Below are 14,608 nucleotides of genomic sequence, written 5' to 3'. Positions count from 1 at the left end.
CAAGGCGTCGCGGCCGGGCGAGGCCGTGCCCCCGGAAAGCGAATTTTCCCCGCAAATGCACCCGTGCCGCCTCGGCTGGCGCCGTGCTTCCTCCGCTACGACGAAAAGGGATCGAAGATGACCAGTGTGGGTGTGCGGCGCTCCCGCCGACTCGGCCGCGGCGGCATACGCCGCGTGATTCCCCTCGCTGCCGTGGCCACGGCAGGTGCCCTTCTGCTCTCCGCCTGCGGGTCGGAATCCGGCTCGGGCGGGACCTCCAAGTCGCTGACGTTCTGGATCTCCACGGTTCCGGGACAGGACGCGGGCTGGAAGAAGATGGTGACGCAGTACAAGAAGGAAACCGGCGTCAAGATCAACCTCGTCAACATTCCCTACGACGGCTACGACGCGAAGCTGCGCAACGCCGCGCAGGCGAACTCCCTGCCCGACGTGGCGGCAGTGCCGAAGCTGGACCCGATCTGGGCGAACAAGCTGATCGACCTCAGCTCCATCGCCAACAAGAAGAGCAACAAGATCAACGGCAACTTCGTCGCCAAGGACTCGTCCGGGAAGGTGCTGTCCATCCCCTCGGACATCACCGCGTCCGGCCTGTTCATCAACGAGACGCTGTTCAAGAAGGCCGGCGTCTCCGTCCCGACCTCGCCCCAGAAGACCTGGACCTGGACCGAATTCATCAAGGCGGCGGACAAGGTCCGGGAGAAGACCGGCGCCAAGTACTCCCTCACGTTCGACCAGTCGCCCTCCCGGCTCCGCGCCATGGTGTACGAGCTCGGCGGGAAGTACGTCCACGCGGACTCCTCCGGCAAGTTCTCGGTGGACGCCGCGACCAAGAAGGCCGTGAAGCGCTTCGTCGAGATGAACGACGACAAGACCATGCCGAAGTCGGTGTGGACCAGCGGCGCCGACCCGTCCGCCATGTTCCAGAGCGGTGACGTGGTCGCCTACTGGTCCGGCGTGTGGCAGGTGCCCGCCTTCGCGGAGAGCATCAAGAAGTTCGACTGGGCGAGCGTCCCGACTCCCGCCGAACCGGTGCAGGCGAGCGACGTCAACAGCGGCGGCATGACGGTGGGCTTCAACAACAACGGCGACGCGGCCGCCGCCGCGACGAAGTTCCTGTCCTGGCTGTACGAGCCGGCCCACTACCAGGCGCTGTGCGAGGCGTCCGGGTTCCTGCCCGTCGAGAGCGGTCTGAACCCGAAGTACCCCTTCAAGTCCGAGGCGGCGCAGGCGGCGTTCAAGCTGTACAACGAGTCGATCCCGCTCTACGCCCCGATCTCCGGCTACTTCAACTCCGCGCAGACGAAGTGGGTGCTGAAGGGCAAGAGCCTCACCGAGGACCCGACCAAGACGGAGCTGGGCAAGGCGATCAACGGCCAGCAGTCGGCCGACAAGGCCCTGCAGAACATCGTGGACGGCTACAACCAGCAGGTCGGCGGCTGAGCGCAGGCCGACAGGCCCGGGCGGCGGGGTGGAGACACCGCGCCGCCCGGCCTCGGGACCACGCGATGCCGGGCTCATGGCCTGAGCCCACAGGAACCCATTCCACCAGCACGGAGTCAGGAAGATGACCAAACGCGCCCCGGACGTGTCCGCGAGCCCGCCCAGGAGCCGCAGTAAGTACACTCTTGCGCCGCTCGTCCTCATCGCGGCCAACGCCGTGCTCTTCGCGCTGTTCTTCGTCTGGCCGGCAGTGATCGGGCTCGTCTACTCCTTCACGAACTACACGGGCGTAGGGGCGTTCCAGTTCGTCGGACTGGACAACTACAGCAACCTGTTCGGGGACTCCACCTTCTTCGACGCGCTGACCCGGACACTGCTGTACACCGTGCTCTTCGTTCCGCTGAACTTCGTGTTCTCACTGCTCATCGCCAACGTGCTGGTGAGCAAGCACGCCAAGGGCGTGTCGGTCGCCCGCGTCTTCTTCTTCATCCCGTGGCTTCTGTCGCCCATCGTCGTGGGCGTCCTGTGGCGGTGGCTGTTCGGTGAGAACTTCGGACTGGTCAACTACTTCATCGAGAAGTTCGGCGGAAGTGCCGTTCCGTGGCAGTCGAACGCGGACCTGTCGCTGATGGTGGTCGTGGTGGCGGCATCCTGGGCCTGGACGGGCTTCTCCATGCTGCTGTTCATCGCGGCGATCAAGAACGTACCGCAGTCGTACTACGAGGCGGCCGCGCTCGACGGCGCCGGTGCGTGGCGCCAGTTCATCAGCATCACACTGCCGAGTATCGCGCCCACTTCCTTCATCGTCATCCTGCTCAACACGATCCACGGGATGAAGGAATACCCGCTGTTCGCCTCCCTCAACAACGGCGGACCCGGAACGTCGAACAACCTGCTTGTCCAGTACATCTACCAGACCGGCTTCAAGTCGGGCCAGATCGGCTACGCGAGCGCCGCGTCGTTCGTGCTCATGCTCATCCTGATGGCCGTCGCGATCATCCAGCTGATCGTCAACCGACGGGTGGAGAACCGATGACAACCACAGACACGCCGCATAAGGTCGACGCCGACTCCGGAAGGGCCCTTTCCGCAAAGCGGTCCCGCAGTGGGGGCGGCGGCCGGCTTCGGCGCGCGGTGCCCGCGACGACACTGCTCTGGGTCCTGGCGGCCCTCTACGGGCTGCCGGTGGTGTGGTTCGTACTCAGCTCCTTCAAGCCGGCGGGAGACCTGTTCTCCCTTCCGCTGACGCTGCTTCCGCACGACCCCACCCTGTCGGGTTACAAGACGGCGTGGGACAGCGCCAACTTCTCCCAGTACTTCATCAACACGACCATCGTGAGCGTGATCGCGACGATCCTCACGGTGGGCGTCAGCTGCTGCACCGGATACGCGCTGGCCAAGTACGACAACAAGTGGCTCAAGGTCTTCTTCGTCGGCATCCTGGCCACCACGATGCTGCCGGGCGAGGTCATGCTCGCCCCGCAGTTCCTGGTGGTCCGCGACCTCGGCCTCTACAACTCGCTCGCCGGCATCATCCTCCCGGCCGTGCTCACCGCGACCGGATGCTTCATGTTCCGCCAGTTCTTCCTGACGGTCCCCGACGAGCTCATCGAGGCCGCCCGCATCGACGGCGCCCGCGAACTGTCGATCTTCCTGCGGATCATGGTGCCGATCTCCCGGCCCATCATGCTGACGCTCGCCATCCTGTCGTTCCAGTGGCGGTGGAACGACTACATCTGGCCGCTGCTGATGCTCAACGACCCCGGAAAGTTCACCGTGCAGATCGGCATCCAGAGCCTCGTCGGGGCGCAGAACATCAACTGGTCGGTGGTGCTCGGCGGATCGGTCATCTCCATGATCCCTCTGATCGTCGTCTTCCTGGTGTTCCAGCGCTACGTCATGAACGCCGACATCAACGCCGGACTGAAGGACTGACCCACCCGTGCACCTCCCTCACCAGCGCGGCCCGTTGCACGACCTCCCCGACACCCCTCAGGCGTACGACGCCGTCCTCGCCGACGTCACCGAGCAGGCCCTGGCCCGCATGACGCCGGAGGGCAACCTCGAACACCCCGACTGCGTCGACGACATCGGCGACACGTCCCTCGGCGTCACCTCGCTGCTCGCCCTGGCCTGGCAGCGCACCAAGGACCCTCGCCTGCCGGAGGCGGTGCGCCGCAGCCTCGCCTTCCACCTCGACGAGCGCGTCTACACCGAGGACAACCCCGGCTACCCCAACCTGAAGGCACGTAACTCCGGCCTGCCGTACGCCCGTTACACCCTGGCGGCCGGCGCGCACCCCATCGGCGACTGGCCGAGCACGGTGTGGGCCCTGCTCCAGGCGGTGAACGTGCTGGACGCGGCGGACGGACTGGTCGACGACGCACAGCGCGCCCGACTCGTCGAGGTGGCACACGGCTACTGGCGCTGGCTGACGGAGGTGACGTTCTTCAACCCGCAGGAGGCCGGCAACCAGGCGATCGGCTGCGTGGTCGGCGGCCTGATGCTGGCCCGGCACCTGCCGCCGGCCGAGGGCGACCCGGTGCGCCGGGAGGCCATGCGGCTGTACGAGGACGAGATCCGCGCCCACCGGGTCCGCGACCGCGGCGCGCTCCTGCCGCCCGAGCACGGCGGCGCCTACGACAACAACTACGGCCCGATCTCCCTGTCCTTCCTCGCCCAGGCCCATCGGGTCAGCGGCGAGGAGATCTTCGCCGAGGACGGCGACGCGCTCGCCCGCTACATCGACGCCCGCCTGACGAGCGGCGGCTTCGACAACGGCGGTCCGCGCTACAGCGAGCAGCACTCCGCCTTCGAGTCGGTGCTGGGGCTGCGCTACTTCAGCGCCCGCATCGGCTCGGACCTGGGCCGCTACCGGGGCGACAGCCGCTGGGCCCGGCACGCGTGCAAGGCGGACGGCGGGGTCGACGGGCACTTCGCGTGGATGCTGGTCTGGCAGATCCAGGACACCACGCGCTGGCACCGCGCCCCGGCCACGGTCGCCGCCCGGCACCAACTGCGCGCCGGCTCGGTGTCGGTGGCCTTCGACGACCGCATGACGCCCTCGCTGGTCGAGGCCGCCGGCACCTACTACCTCCCGGCCGCCGTCAACCGCCAGCACGGCTTCGGCCCCGTGACCGACGGCTTCCTGCTGTCCCGCCCGATGGGCGAGGTCCGCGTCCGGGACGTGACCGCCGACGGACTGACGGCCAAGCTGGTCACCAAGCCGGTCGTCGGCCGCGACCACGTCCTGCGCCACGTCCGGTCCCTGTACGTCACCGACGGCACCAGCCTGTGGACGACGGTCGCCGTGGAACGGCTCCCGGGCACGCCGTACCTGCTCGCCGGCCTGCCCTACGCAGCCGACGACGGCGACCGGGTGCGCCGGACGTCACAGCCCCGGGCGACGTCGGCGGGCCCACTGCGGCTGACCCACCCGGGCCCGGACGACCCGCACCACTTCGACGCCCGCACGGACACCACCCAGGAGCAGGCCGCCTTCGCCCTGGCCGCCGACCCGCGCGGCTACGGCAACCCCGACGAGGGCTGGCGCCACCTGGTCGCCTCGACCGCCCTGGAAGCCGGACCGGCCCCCGGCGCACCCGAGGACCTGCACGTCTTCGCCGTGCGCTACGGCCGGGACGACAGCGCGTTCACGCCCACGTTCGAGCGCGACGGAACGGCCCTGACGGTCCGCACCGAGGCGTTCACGGCCGTGATCGGCGACGCGGCGGGCGGCGCGGACGCGGAACCGGAGCTCACACTCGGGCGCTGACGCCGCCGGCCGGTCACGCCTGCGCGTCCACACACGGCAGCGCCAACTGAGGCACGACGAGGTCGGCCCGGTCCCGGGTCGTGGCGACCAGTTCGGCGTTGCGCTGGTCCGAGCGCATCACCCACGCCACGGCCTCCTCGTGGCCCTTGCCGAACTCCTCGTGCCGGGCGACCAGTCGCCGGGTCCGCTCCGGCTCGGGGAGTTCGCAGAACCACACCTCGTCGAGCCGGGGGCGCACCCGGGCCCAGGCGCCGGTCTCCAGCAGGAGGTAGTTGCCCTCGGTCACGACGAGCCGGGCCGTCGGCGGCACCGGGATCGCCCCCGCGATCGGCTGCTCCAGGACGCGTTCGAAGCCGGGCGCGTACACGACGTCGTGCGTTTCCTCGCGCAGCCGCCGCAGCAGGGCGGCGTAGCCGGCCGCGTCGAACGTGTCGGGCGCGCCCTTGCGGTCCCGGCGGCCGAGCCGCTCCAGTTCGGCGTCGGCGAGATGGAAGCCGTCCATGGGGACGTGCGCCACCCACGGGTCGCCGGATCCGTTCAGTTCCCGCACCAGTCGCTCGGCGAGCGTCGACTTGCCCGCGCCGGGGCTGCCGGTGATACCGAGGATCGCGCGCCGGCCGGCCTGAGGCAGGACCCGGGCACGGCGGACGAGGTCGTCGAAGGTGATTGGCACAGAGGAGAGTGTGTCACCGGCGTCCGGGCTCGGGCGTCGAGAGTCCCGCACTCCGCGCGCCCCCAACAGTGTGGCGTGCGCCACTCACTGGACATCGCGGGTCGGGGAACCGGACCTGTATGACGCAGCTCGGTCTCCCCGAAGACATCCACGCCTGCCTCTTCGACCTCGACGGTGTCGTCACCAAGACGGCCGTCGTGCACGCGGCCGCCTGGAAGGAGATGTTCGACGCCTTCCTGCGCGAGCGCGACGGCGCGGACTTCCGGCCGTTCGACGCGTCCGACTACGACGAGTACGTCGACGGCCTGCCACGGGCCGACGGCGTGCGCGCCTTCCTCGCGTCCCGCGGCATCGACCTGCCCGACGGCGACCCCGACGACCCACCCGGAGCACAGACCGTGCACGGCCTCGGCAACCGCAAGAACGAACTGGTCCTCGACAAGATCCGCACCGAAGGCGTCGAGGCCTACGACGGCACCCTGCGCTATCTGGAGGCCGTCCGCGCCCTCGGCCTGAGCACCGCCATCGTCTCCTCCAGCGCCAACTGCCGGGACGTGCTGCGCTCGATCGGCGCCGAGCACTTCTTCGACGTACGGATCGACGGCGTGGTCGCCGCCGAGCGCAAGCTGCCCGGCAAACCGCACCCCGACACGTTCCTGGCCGCCGCCGAGGACCTCGGCGTCGAACCGGCCGAGGCAGCCGTCTTCGAGGACGCCCTGGCCGGCATGGACGCGGGCCGCGCGGGCCGTTTCGGGTACGTCGTCGGCGTCGACCGCGTGGGACAGACCGACGCGCTGTACACACACGGCGCCGACGTCGTGGTGAGGGACCTCGCCGAACTGGGGGACTCGCAGTGATCACACAGCGGGCGTACAACGTCGAACCCTGGACGGTGCGCGAGACGGAGCTCAACCTCGACCTCCTGGCACAGAGCGAGTCCGTGTTCGCCCTGTCCAACGGCCACGTCGGCTGGCGCGGCAACCTCGACGAGGGCGAACCGCACGGGCTGCCAGGCTCCTACCTCAACGGCGTCCACGAACTGCACCCGCTGCCGTACGCCGAGGCCGGATACGGCTATCCCGAGTCCGGCCAGACCTCCATCGACGTCACCAACGGCAAGGTGCTGCGGCTGCTGGTCGACGACGAGCCGTTCGACCTGCGCTACGGGCGCCTCGTCACCCACGAACGGACCTTGGACCTGCGGCGCGGCGTGCTGGAACGGGTCTGCGAGTGGACCTCCCCGGCCGGCTCGACGGTCCGGGTGCGCTCCACGCGCCTGGTGTCCCTGACCCAGCGGGCGATCGCCGCCGTGGCGTACGAGGTGGAGCCCGTCGACAGCCGTACCCGCGTGGTCGTCCAGTCGGAGCTCGTCGCCAACGAGAGCCTGCCCGGGCCGGACGGCGACCCGCGCGCCGCACGGGCGCTGAAGTCGCCGCTGGAACCGGAGGAGGACCTCGCCTCGGGCAGCCGGCTGCGCCTGGTCCACCGCACCCGGCGCAGCGGCCTCAGGGTCGCCGTGGCCGCCGACCACCTCGTCACCGGCCCGGAACGGACCACGACCAGCAGCGAGAGCAACGTGGACGTGGCCCGGCTGACCGTCACCTCCGTCCTGGAGCCGGGGGAGCGGCTGCGGGTGGAGAAACTGGTCGCGCACGGCTGGTCCGGCGCCCGCTCCCGGCCCGCGATGAGCGATCAGGTCGAGGCCGCCCTGGCGGCGGCCGCGCACAGCGGCTGGTGGGGGCTCCTGAAGGACCAGCGGGCCTACCTCGACGACTTCTGGGCGCGCGCCGACGTCGAGATCGACGGCGACGAGGAGATCCAGCAGGCCGTCCGCTTCGCCCTCTTCCACGTCCTGCAGGCCGGTGCCCGCGCCGAACAGCGCGCCATCCCCGCCAAGGGACTCACCGGCTCCGGCTACGACGGCCACGCCTTCTGGGACACCGAGGCGTTCGTGCTGCCGCTGCTGACCTACACCGCGCCGGCCGCGGCCGCCGAGGCCCTGCGCTGGCGCCTCGACACCCTGCCCGCCGCCCGCGAGCGCGCGGCCCAACTCGGCCTGCGCGGCGCCGCGTTCCCCTGGCGCACCATCGAGGGCTCGGAAGGCTCCGCGTACTGGCCGGCGGGCACGGCCGCCTTCCACGTCGGCGCCGACATCGCGGACGCCGTGGTGCGGTACGTGGCGGCCACCGGCGACGAGGAGTTCGAGCGCGAGGTGGGCGTGGAGCTGCTGGTGGAGACCGCCCGCCTGTGGCGCTCCCTCGGCCACCACGACGACCGGGGCGTCTTCCACATCGACGGCGTCACCGGACCGGACGAGTACAGCGCGATCGCCGACGACAACACGTACACCAACCTCATGGCCCGGGCGAACCTGCTGGCCGCCGCCGACGCCTGCAAACGCCACCCCGACGAGGCGGCCCGGCTCGGCGCCGACGAGGAGGAGATGGCCGCCTGGCGGGACGCCGCCGAGGCCGTGCACGTCCCCTACAACGAGGAGCTCGGCGTGCACGAACAGCACGCCGGCTTCACCCGCTACCAGCGCTGGGACTTCGACCGCACCGGCCCGGACCAGTACCCGCTGATGCTCCACTTCCCGTACTTCGACCTCTACCGCAAGCAGGTGATCAAGCAGGCGGACCTGGTGCTGGCGATGTACACCTGCGGCAGCTTCTTCGAGGAGTACTTCGACGAGGAGCAGATCGCCCGCAACTTCGCCTACTACGAGCCGCTGACCGTACGGGACTCCTCCCTGTCGGCCTGCGTCCAGGCCGTCATGGCCGCCCGGACCGGCCACCTGGACCTGGCCTGCGCCTACACGGCCGAGGCCGCCCTGATGGACCTCGGGGACCTGGAGCACAACACCCGCGACGGGCTGCACATCGCCTCGCTGGCCGGCACCTGGATGGCGCTGGTGGCCGGGTTCGGCGGTATGCGGTGCGTCGACGGCGGCCTGCGGTTCGCGCCCCGCCTGCCCGAGAGGTACAGCCGGCTGGCCTTCACGGTGGGGTTCCTCGGCCGGTGCCTGCGGGTGGAGCTGACCGCCGGGCAGGCCACGTACACGCTGCGCTCCGGCCCGCCCCTGACGATTCGTCACCACGGCACCGAGGTGACGGTGCGTGAGGAAGCCCCCGTCACCCGCCCCGTTCCCCCGTTGACGCAGCGTCCGGCCCCGAGCCAGCCACCGCACCGCGCCCCGAACGCCCACTGACCCCCGGATCGCGTCAGCCACTTGGCCGTAATCCGCTCTGCACGTCCCCACCCCGCGGGTTAGCTTGGCCGTGTTTTCCGATAATCGGACCTCCGCGTCCGGCCCGCGGGCCGCGGAGGTCCCAGCGGCCCTACGACGCGTAGGGGGTAAGGGGTGGACGATGTCCGACGGCGCGAACGCCATCCTCGTTCGTATGCGAAGACGCGAACAGGCGGCCGCGTCGGGCGCCACTCGCGGGACTCGCGTCGACGGACCGCTCGCCGCGGTGGCCGCCGTCTTCACCGTCGCCCAGCTCGTCCTCGTCCGGCCCGTCCTCGGCCTCGGCTGGGACGAGATCGTCTACGTCAGCCAGGTCACCTCCCACACCCCGGCGGCCTTCTTCAGCGCACCGCGCTCCCGGGGCGTCTCTCTGCTCGTGGCGCCCGTCGCGTCCTGGTCGTCGTCGATCCCGCTGCTGCGCGTCTACCTCGCCCTGCTCTCCGGCCTCGCCCTCTTCCTGGCCCTGCGCGCCTGGCGGGGCCTGTTCCCGACCCGGGTCCTGGTCGTCGGCGGCGCCCTTTTCGCCTCCCTGTGGGTGACCCTCTTCTACGGTCCGCAGGCCATGCCCAACTACTGGGTCGCGATCGGCGCCCTGATCAGCGTGGGCTGCTTCCTGCGGGCCCGGGCGCAGCGTTCCGCCCGAGCGGCGCTGTGGGGCATCGCGGCGGGCGCCGCCCTCATGGCGTGGATGCGGCCCACCGACGCGGTCTGGGTGACCGTGCCGCTGCTCGCCATCACCCTGGTGCGCCGCCACTGGCGGCTCCTGCTCGTGCTCGTGGCAGGCCTCGCGGCGGGCGCCGTCCCGTGGGTGATCGAGGCCTACGTCGGGCACGGCGGCCTCGGGCAGCGGCTGTCCGACGCCTCCCGTATCCAGGGCGGACTGGGCTGGCAGATCGCCGTCGACGACCAGCTGCGCAGCCTGGGAGGACGGGCCCTGTGCCGACCGTGCACCGGCTCGATGCCCCATCCCCTGGTCACCGTCTGGTGGTTCGTCCTGCCGGTGCTGGCCGGCCTCGGTCTCGTGGTCGCGGCCCGGGCCCGGCGCCTGGGACGGACCCTCGTCCCGCTGACCTGCGCCGCCACGGCAGCCCTCCCGTACCTGTTCATGATCGGCTACGCAGCGCCCCGCTTCCTCCAGCCGACCTACGCGCTGCTCGCGATCCCGGTCGCCGACGCCCTGTGGCACCTGGTCAGGGCCCCGGGCGGGAAGTGGCGCCCGGTGGCCGCCGCCCTGGTCGCGCTCGGCCTGGCCGGGCATCTGGCGGTGCAGGTCGCCGTCCTGGAACGCACCGTGGCCCGCAACACCGACAGCCGCCGCGACTGGGACCGCACCGCCGGCGCGCTCCATCGCCTCGGCGTCCGCCCGCCCTGCCTGCTCACCGGCCACAACGCCCTCCCGATCGGCTACTACGCCGGCTGCTCCTCGGGCGCGACCGCCGGACACAACGAGAACACCACCCCGGCGGCCGTCCTGCGCACCGCGCAGCGGCTCCCCGTCGCCCACCTCACCCCGGCCGGCGGCACACCGCCGGGCTACGCCCGCACCTGGCCCGTCCACCGGATCTCGGACCTGGACGTCCGCGTCGCACCGCCCGCACAGCGGACCGGCCCCTGACGCCGCACGGCGCTCCCGCCCCAACTCGCGTTTCCCGCCCGCCCCGTTCAGGTAGGAGTCGGTTGACGGTCACGGACGAGGGGGGAACGCCATGGCGGGGAACGACCACGAGGGCCGGCTGGGGGAGGAGTTCTTCACACCCGGCTCCTCGTCCTTCACCGAGTTCCTGGCGGCCCACCGCCCCGAACTGCTGAGCACCCGCCGGATCCTCCCGGACGGCGTCCGCGCCGAGGGCGCCCCGCACGGCACCACCGTGCTGGCCCTCACCTACGGCGACGGCGTGCTGATCGCGGGCGACCGGCGGGCGACGATGGGGAATCTCATCGCCCAGCGGGACCTGGAGAAGGTGCACCCCGCCGACGACCGCACCGCGGTGGCCTTCGCCGGTTCCGTCGGGCTCGCGCTGGACCTGGTGAAGCTCTATCAGGTCGAGCTGACGCACTTCGAGAAGGTCGAGGGCATCCCCATGACCCTCGCCGCGAAGGCGACCCGGCTGGCCACGATGATCCGGGGCAACCTGGGGCAGGCCATGCAGGGCCTCGCCGTCGTCCCGCTGCTCGCCGGCTACGACCCCGCGGCTGACGAGGGCGGGCGCGGCCGCATCTTCGGCTTCGACGTCGCCGGCGGCCGCTACGAGAAGTTCGGCTTCCACGCCGAGGGCTCCGGCTCGCCGTACGCCCGGGGCGCGTTGAAGAAACTGTTCCGCCCGGGCATGTCCCGGCGCGAGGCGGCCCTGGCCGCGCTCCAGGCGCTGTACGACGCGGCCGACGACGACTCCGCGACCGGCGGCCCGGACATCACCCGCCGCATCTACCCCGTCGTGTCCGTCATCACCGAGGACGGATTCGAGCGGCTGCCGGAGGCGGAGACGGAGGAGCTCAGTCGCGAGATGGTCGAGCAGCGCCGCAGCCGGCCGGACGGACCGAACGCCGCGATGTGACACCCCGCCGCGGGGAGCGTGTGACACCCCACCGTGGGGCGCCCGGTTCCGCGGAGTTTTCGGTTCCATGGACAAGACCTGTCGCGGGCTTTACTGCATACGTGTTGCAGGTACCAGAGGATGGCGCGAGGCTGTTTCCCGCAGCCGTCCGTCCGACAGAAAGACCTCCCCCCGATGACGGCCGCCCCTGAGTCCACTCCGCCCCTCCCCGCCACGGCTTCCGCCCAGCGCACGGCCCGGCACCGCGTCCGCACCTCCATGACGCGTCAGGAGTGGACCAGGGTCGGGGGGATGGCCGCGGTCATCGTGGCCCTGCACGTGATCGGCTGGTTCACCCTCGTCGCGATCGTCGCCCCCGAGCACCGCAGCATCGGCACACAGACCTTCGGCGTCGGCATCGGCGTCACCGCGTACACGCTCGGCATGCGGCACGCCTTCGACGCCGACCACATCGCCGCCATCGACAACACCACCCGCAAGCTGATGGGCGAGGGGCAGCGCCCGCTGTCGGTCGGCTTCTGGTTCTCCCTCGGCCACTCCAGCGTCGTCTTCGTCCTGGCCTTCCTGCTCACCCTCGGCGTGAAGACCCTGGCCGGACCGGTGCGCGACGACGGCTCCGCGCTGCACGACGTCACCGGCTTGATCGGCACGACCGTCTCCGGGACGTTCCTCTACCTCATCGCGGCCGTCAACCTCGTCGTCCTCGGCGGCATCTGGAAGGTGTTCCGCGGCATGCGCTCGGGCCACTACGACGAGGCCGCCCTGGAGGAGCAGCTGAACAACCGCGGCTTCATGAACCGCCTCCTGGGCCGTGTCATGAAGTCGGTCTCCAAACCCGGGCAGATGTACCCGCTGGGCGTCCTCTTCGGCCTCGGCTTCGACACCGCCACCGAGATCGCCTTGCTCGTCCTGGCCGGCTCCGGCGCCGCCTCCGGCCTGCCCTGGTACGCGATCCTGTGCCTGCCCGTCCTGTTCGCCGCCGGGATGTGCCTCCTCGACACCATCGACGGCTCGTTCATGAACTTCGCCTACGGCTGGGCCTTCTCCAAGCCGGTCCGCAAGGTCTACTACAACCTCACGATCACCGGCCTGTCCGTCGCCGTGGCCCTGCTCATCGGGACCGTCGAACTCCTCGGCCTGCTCGTGGAGCGGCTCGGCCTGCACGGCCCCTTCTGGGACTGGATCGCAGGCCTCGACCTCAACGTCCTCGGTTACGTCGTCGTAGCGCTCTTCGTCGCCACCTGGGTGGTGGCGCTGCTGGTGTGGAGGTTCGCGCGCATCGAGGAGAAGTGGACGGGGGACCTGGCCCGGCCGGGAGGCGGTGTCAGTCCATGACGGCGACGGTGTACCCGAACGCGAGGGCCACCGCCAGGAGGGCGACGGCCACCGCACAGCCGAGCACCCCCGTCATCGCGGCGATCGCGATCCAGCCGGCCCGTGCCACGCGCTCGGACCGCCGGACCACGTCGTCGTCCTCGTACAGGCCCTCATCGGTCATGACGCCCTCCCGGACGGCGAACCTACCGCAGGGTGATGCGTCCGCCGAGGTTAGAGACCGCGTAACGGGAAACGCGGAACGGGCACGTGAGACGAACGAGTCGACGCAGCGCGACAGGGAGGCAGAAGTGATGGGCACGGAACCGATGCGCCCCGAACCGATGGCGGACGACGCGTACCAGCCCACCGGGAGCAACGAGGAGCAGGAGGACGCCGCGCCGCTGGACCTCCAGGACGCCGTCGACGAACGGACCTACGACGACACCCTCGACGAGGGCTACTCCCCGCCGGAGAAGCCGCTCGGCGTCACCAAGCGCGGCACCACCGCCGCCGAGCAGCACGACGGCGAGACCCTCGACGAACGCCTCTCCCAGGAGGTCCCCGACGTGTCCGCCGAACCCGCCGGGGACGGCTTGGGCGACAGCCCCGACAGCGACGGCGAACCGGTCGACCCGGAAGCGGGCACCGACCGTGCGGGCCGCCTGGTCGCCCCGGACGAGGGCGCCCACCCCGACACGACGAAGGAGACCGTCGCGACGGACGTCGGCATCGACGGGGGCGCGGCCGGTGCGGAGGAGGCGGCGGTACACGTGGTGGAGGACGACAGCGACCTGCCGGAGGACGACGACAGGGCGTGACCCGCAGGGCGTCACGCGTCATGGAGAACCGTGTGACGCGCGACGCCCTGCGGGGAAGGGCTACGGCAGCAGCTTCTCCAGCGCGGCCGGGCCCTCCGCTGCCAGCTTGCGCTTGGCCCATTCCAGGTTGCGCGGGGTGATGTCCTTGCCCGAGGCGAGGACGAGGTCCTCCGGCGACACGTCGGTGCCGGTGCGGGCGTGGAGCAGGCGGTCCGGGGTGGCACTGTCCTCGGGCGGCCGGGACGCGTGGGGCTGTGACGTCGACATGTTCTCTGCTCCCTAGGGTCCGGATCGCTGGTGCGGCCCCGGTGCGGAAAATCGGGTCCGATATCACCATTCAACGCGGGAGCCCAGCGTGCATCCGGAGAGCCCCGGCCGCTGCGCTGGTCCCCCACCGACAGCTCGCCGGATGCCCTGCCGAGACCCTCACCGGAAGCTCACCCGAATCCGACTGGAAGCCCCCGGAAGCCGACCGGAAGCTGGCCTGGTGGCGGCCGGAAGGCTCGCCGGTCCTGGCCGGAAGTCGGACGTGGCTTGTGCGCGGGGAGCGCCTGTCTCCGTGTCCGCGGTCAACGCCAAGGTCTGCGGCAACTCGATCAACCTGGTCGGCCTGCTGAACCCGGTGGTCGGCAACGCGTGCACGATCAAGGACTGACGCACGGTCGTACGGCTCCGCCGGCGGGGGGCCCCCCCCCCCCCCCGGGCCCCCCCCCCCCCCCGCCCGGGGGCCCCCCCCCCCGCCGGGGGGGGCGGCCCACCCGCCGGTGGTGGGGATAACAAACC

Annotated in this window: 14 protein-coding genes; 11 read left to right on the top strand and 3 right to left on the bottom strand. The window is 71.0% G+C overall.

Going from position 1 to position 14,608, the window contains the following annotated elements:
- Positions 1-117: 117 nt before the first annotated feature.
- The 4 genes from ACIBNA_RS06140 (at position 118) to ACIBNA_RS06125 (ending at position 5,215) form a co-directional block, all read left to right on the top strand.
- Positions 118-1,440: an extracellular solute-binding protein gene (locus ACIBNA_RS06140; protein ID WP_399164071.1), complete on the top strand. Its 1,323-nt coding sequence runs from the start codon at positions 118-120 to the stop codon at positions 1,438-1,440.
- A 124-nt stretch (positions 1,441-1,564) separates the two neighbouring features.
- A complete protein-coding gene (locus ACIBNA_RS06135; RefSeq protein WP_399164070.1) occupies positions 1,565-2,476 on the top strand; it encodes a carbohydrate ABC transporter permease in 912 nt (303 codons plus the stop codon).
- On the top strand, positions 2,473-3,375 hold the full coding sequence (locus ACIBNA_RS06130; RefSeq protein WP_399164069.1) for a carbohydrate ABC transporter permease: 903 nt from the start codon (positions 2,473-2,475) through the stop codon (positions 3,373-3,375). The genes ACIBNA_RS06135 and ACIBNA_RS06130 overlap by 4 nt, the downstream gene beginning before the upstream one ends.
- 7 nt (positions 3,376-3,382) lie before the next feature.
- Entirely contained in the window at positions 3,383-5,215 is a 1,833-nt protein-coding gene (locus tag ACIBNA_RS06125; RefSeq protein ID WP_399164068.1) for a hypothetical protein, read from the top strand.
- A gap of 13 nt (positions 5,216-5,228) precedes the next feature.
- On the opposite strand, the gene ACIBNA_RS06120 is transcribed toward ACIBNA_RS06125, so the two are convergent.
- Positions 5,229-5,888, bottom strand: a complete 660-nt coding sequence (locus ACIBNA_RS06120) for a nucleoside/nucleotide kinase family protein (protein WP_399164067.1) — start codon at positions 5,886-5,888, stop codon at positions 5,229-5,231.
- A 119-nt stretch (positions 5,889-6,007) separates the two neighbouring features.
- Here ACIBNA_RS06120 and ACIBNA_RS06115 point away from each other — a divergent pair, with 119 nt between their 5' ends.
- The 5 genes from ACIBNA_RS06115 (at position 6,008) to ACIBNA_RS06095 (ending at position 13,025) form a co-directional block, all read left to right on the top strand.
- Positions 6,008-6,745, top strand: coding sequence for an HAD family hydrolase (locus ACIBNA_RS06115; RefSeq protein WP_399164066.1), 738 nt, complete (start codon positions 6,008-6,010; stop codon positions 6,743-6,745).
- Positions 6,742-9,096 carry a glycoside hydrolase family 65 protein gene (locus ACIBNA_RS06110; protein WP_399164065.1) on the top strand — a complete coding sequence of 785 codons (2,355 nt, stop codon included), beginning with the start codon at positions 6,742-6,744 and terminating at the stop codon, positions 9,094-9,096. The genes ACIBNA_RS06115 and ACIBNA_RS06110 overlap by 4 nt, the downstream gene beginning before the upstream one ends.
- Before the next feature lie 160 nt (positions 9,097-9,256).
- Positions 9,257-10,750 carry a hypothetical protein gene (locus ACIBNA_RS06105; RefSeq protein ID WP_399164064.1) on the top strand — a complete coding sequence of 498 codons (1,494 nt, stop codon included), beginning with the start codon at positions 9,257-9,259 and terminating at the stop codon, positions 10,748-10,750.
- Between the two features lie 91 nt (positions 10,751-10,841).
- Positions 10,842-11,690, top strand: coding sequence for a proteasome subunit beta (gene prcB / locus ACIBNA_RS06100; RefSeq protein ID WP_399164063.1), 849 nt, complete (start codon positions 10,842-10,844; stop codon positions 11,688-11,690).
- A 174-nt stretch (positions 11,691-11,864) separates the two neighbouring features.
- Positions 11,865-13,025 carry a HoxN/HupN/NixA family nickel/cobalt transporter gene (locus ACIBNA_RS06095; protein WP_399164062.1) on the top strand — a complete coding sequence of 387 codons (1,161 nt, stop codon included), beginning with the start codon at positions 11,865-11,867 and terminating at the stop codon, positions 13,023-13,025.
- Here the strand turns inward: ACIBNA_RS06095 and ACIBNA_RS06090 are convergent.
- Positions 13,015-13,188, bottom strand: coding sequence for a hypothetical protein (locus tag ACIBNA_RS06090; protein ID WP_399164061.1), 174 nt, complete (start codon positions 13,186-13,188; stop codon positions 13,015-13,017). The genes ACIBNA_RS06095 and ACIBNA_RS06090 overlap by 11 nt on opposite strands.
- Before the next feature lie 145 nt (positions 13,189-13,333).
- Here ACIBNA_RS06090 and ACIBNA_RS06085 point away from each other — a divergent pair, with 145 nt between their 5' ends.
- The gene (locus tag ACIBNA_RS06085; RefSeq protein ID WP_399164335.1) at positions 13,334-13,825 is read left to right on the top strand and encodes a DUF5709 domain-containing protein; all 492 of its coding nucleotides are present in this window, start codon (positions 13,334-13,336) and stop codon (positions 13,823-13,825) included.
- Positions 13,826-13,885: 60 nt separating this feature from the next.
- Here the strand turns inward: ACIBNA_RS06085 and ACIBNA_RS06080 are convergent, their stop codons facing one another.
- Positions 13,886-14,092, bottom strand: a complete 207-nt coding sequence (locus ACIBNA_RS06080) for a hypothetical protein (protein ID WP_399164060.1) — start codon at positions 14,090-14,092, stop codon at positions 13,886-13,888.
- Positions 14,093-14,384: 292 nt separating this feature from the next.
- On the opposite strand from ACIBNA_RS06080, the gene ACIBNA_RS06075 reads away from it, so the two are divergent.
- Complete coding sequence (locus ACIBNA_RS06075; protein ID WP_399164059.1) at positions 14,385-14,480, top strand: chaplin family protein; 96 nt, start codon at positions 14,385-14,387, stop codon at positions 14,478-14,480.
- Positions 14,481-14,608: the final 128 nt, after the last annotated feature.

Source organism: Streptomyces sp. NPDC050164 (genome assembly GCF_044459945.1).
Lineage (GTDB): Bacteria > Actinomycetota > Actinomycetes > Streptomycetales > Streptomycetaceae > Streptomyces > Streptomyces coeruleorubidus_A.
Note: the sequence above shows the minus strand (reverse complement) of the source record. Positions and strands in the feature narration are given on the sequence as shown.

What these genes read in the sequence shown, in the direction of transcription:
- ACIBNA_RS06140 (WP_399164071.1), top strand. Translation starts at nt 118, where the DNA reads ATGACCAGTGTGGGTGTGCGGCGCTCCCGCCGACTCGGCCGCGGCGGC.
- ACIBNA_RS06135 (WP_399164070.1), top strand. Translation starts at nt 1,565, where the DNA reads ATGACCAAACGCGCCCCGGACGTGTCCGCGAGCCCGCCCAGGAGCCGC.
- ACIBNA_RS06130 (WP_399164069.1), top strand. Translation starts at nt 2,473, where the DNA reads ATGACAACCACAGACACGCCGCATAAGGTCGACGCCGACTCCGGAAGG.
- ACIBNA_RS06115 (WP_399164066.1), top strand. Translation starts at nt 6,008, where the DNA reads ATGACGCAGCTCGGTCTCCCCGAAGACATCCACGCCTGCCTCTTCGAC.
- ACIBNA_RS06105 (WP_399164064.1), top strand. Translation starts at nt 9,257, where the DNA reads ATGTCCGACGGCGCGAACGCCATCCTCGTTCGTATGCGAAGACGCGAA.
- prcB (WP_399164063.1), top strand. Translation starts at nt 10,842, where the DNA reads ATGGCGGGGAACGACCACGAGGGCCGGCTGGGGGAGGAGTTCTTCACA.
- ACIBNA_RS06095 (WP_399164062.1), top strand. Translation starts at nt 11,865, where the DNA reads ATGACGGCCGCCCCTGAGTCCACTCCGCCCCTCCCCGCCACGGCTTCC.
- ACIBNA_RS06090 (WP_399164061.1), bottom strand. Translation starts at nt 13,188, where the DNA reads ATGACCGATGAGGGCCTGTACGAGGACGACGACGTGGTCCGGCGGTCC.
- ACIBNA_RS06085 (WP_399164335.1), top strand. Translation starts at nt 13,334, where the DNA reads ATGCGCCCCGAACCGATGGCGGACGACGCGTACCAGCCCACCGGGAGC.
- ACIBNA_RS06080 (WP_399164060.1), bottom strand. Translation starts at nt 14,092, where the DNA reads ATGTCGACGTCACAGCCCCACGCGTCCCGGCCGCCCGAGGACAGTGCC.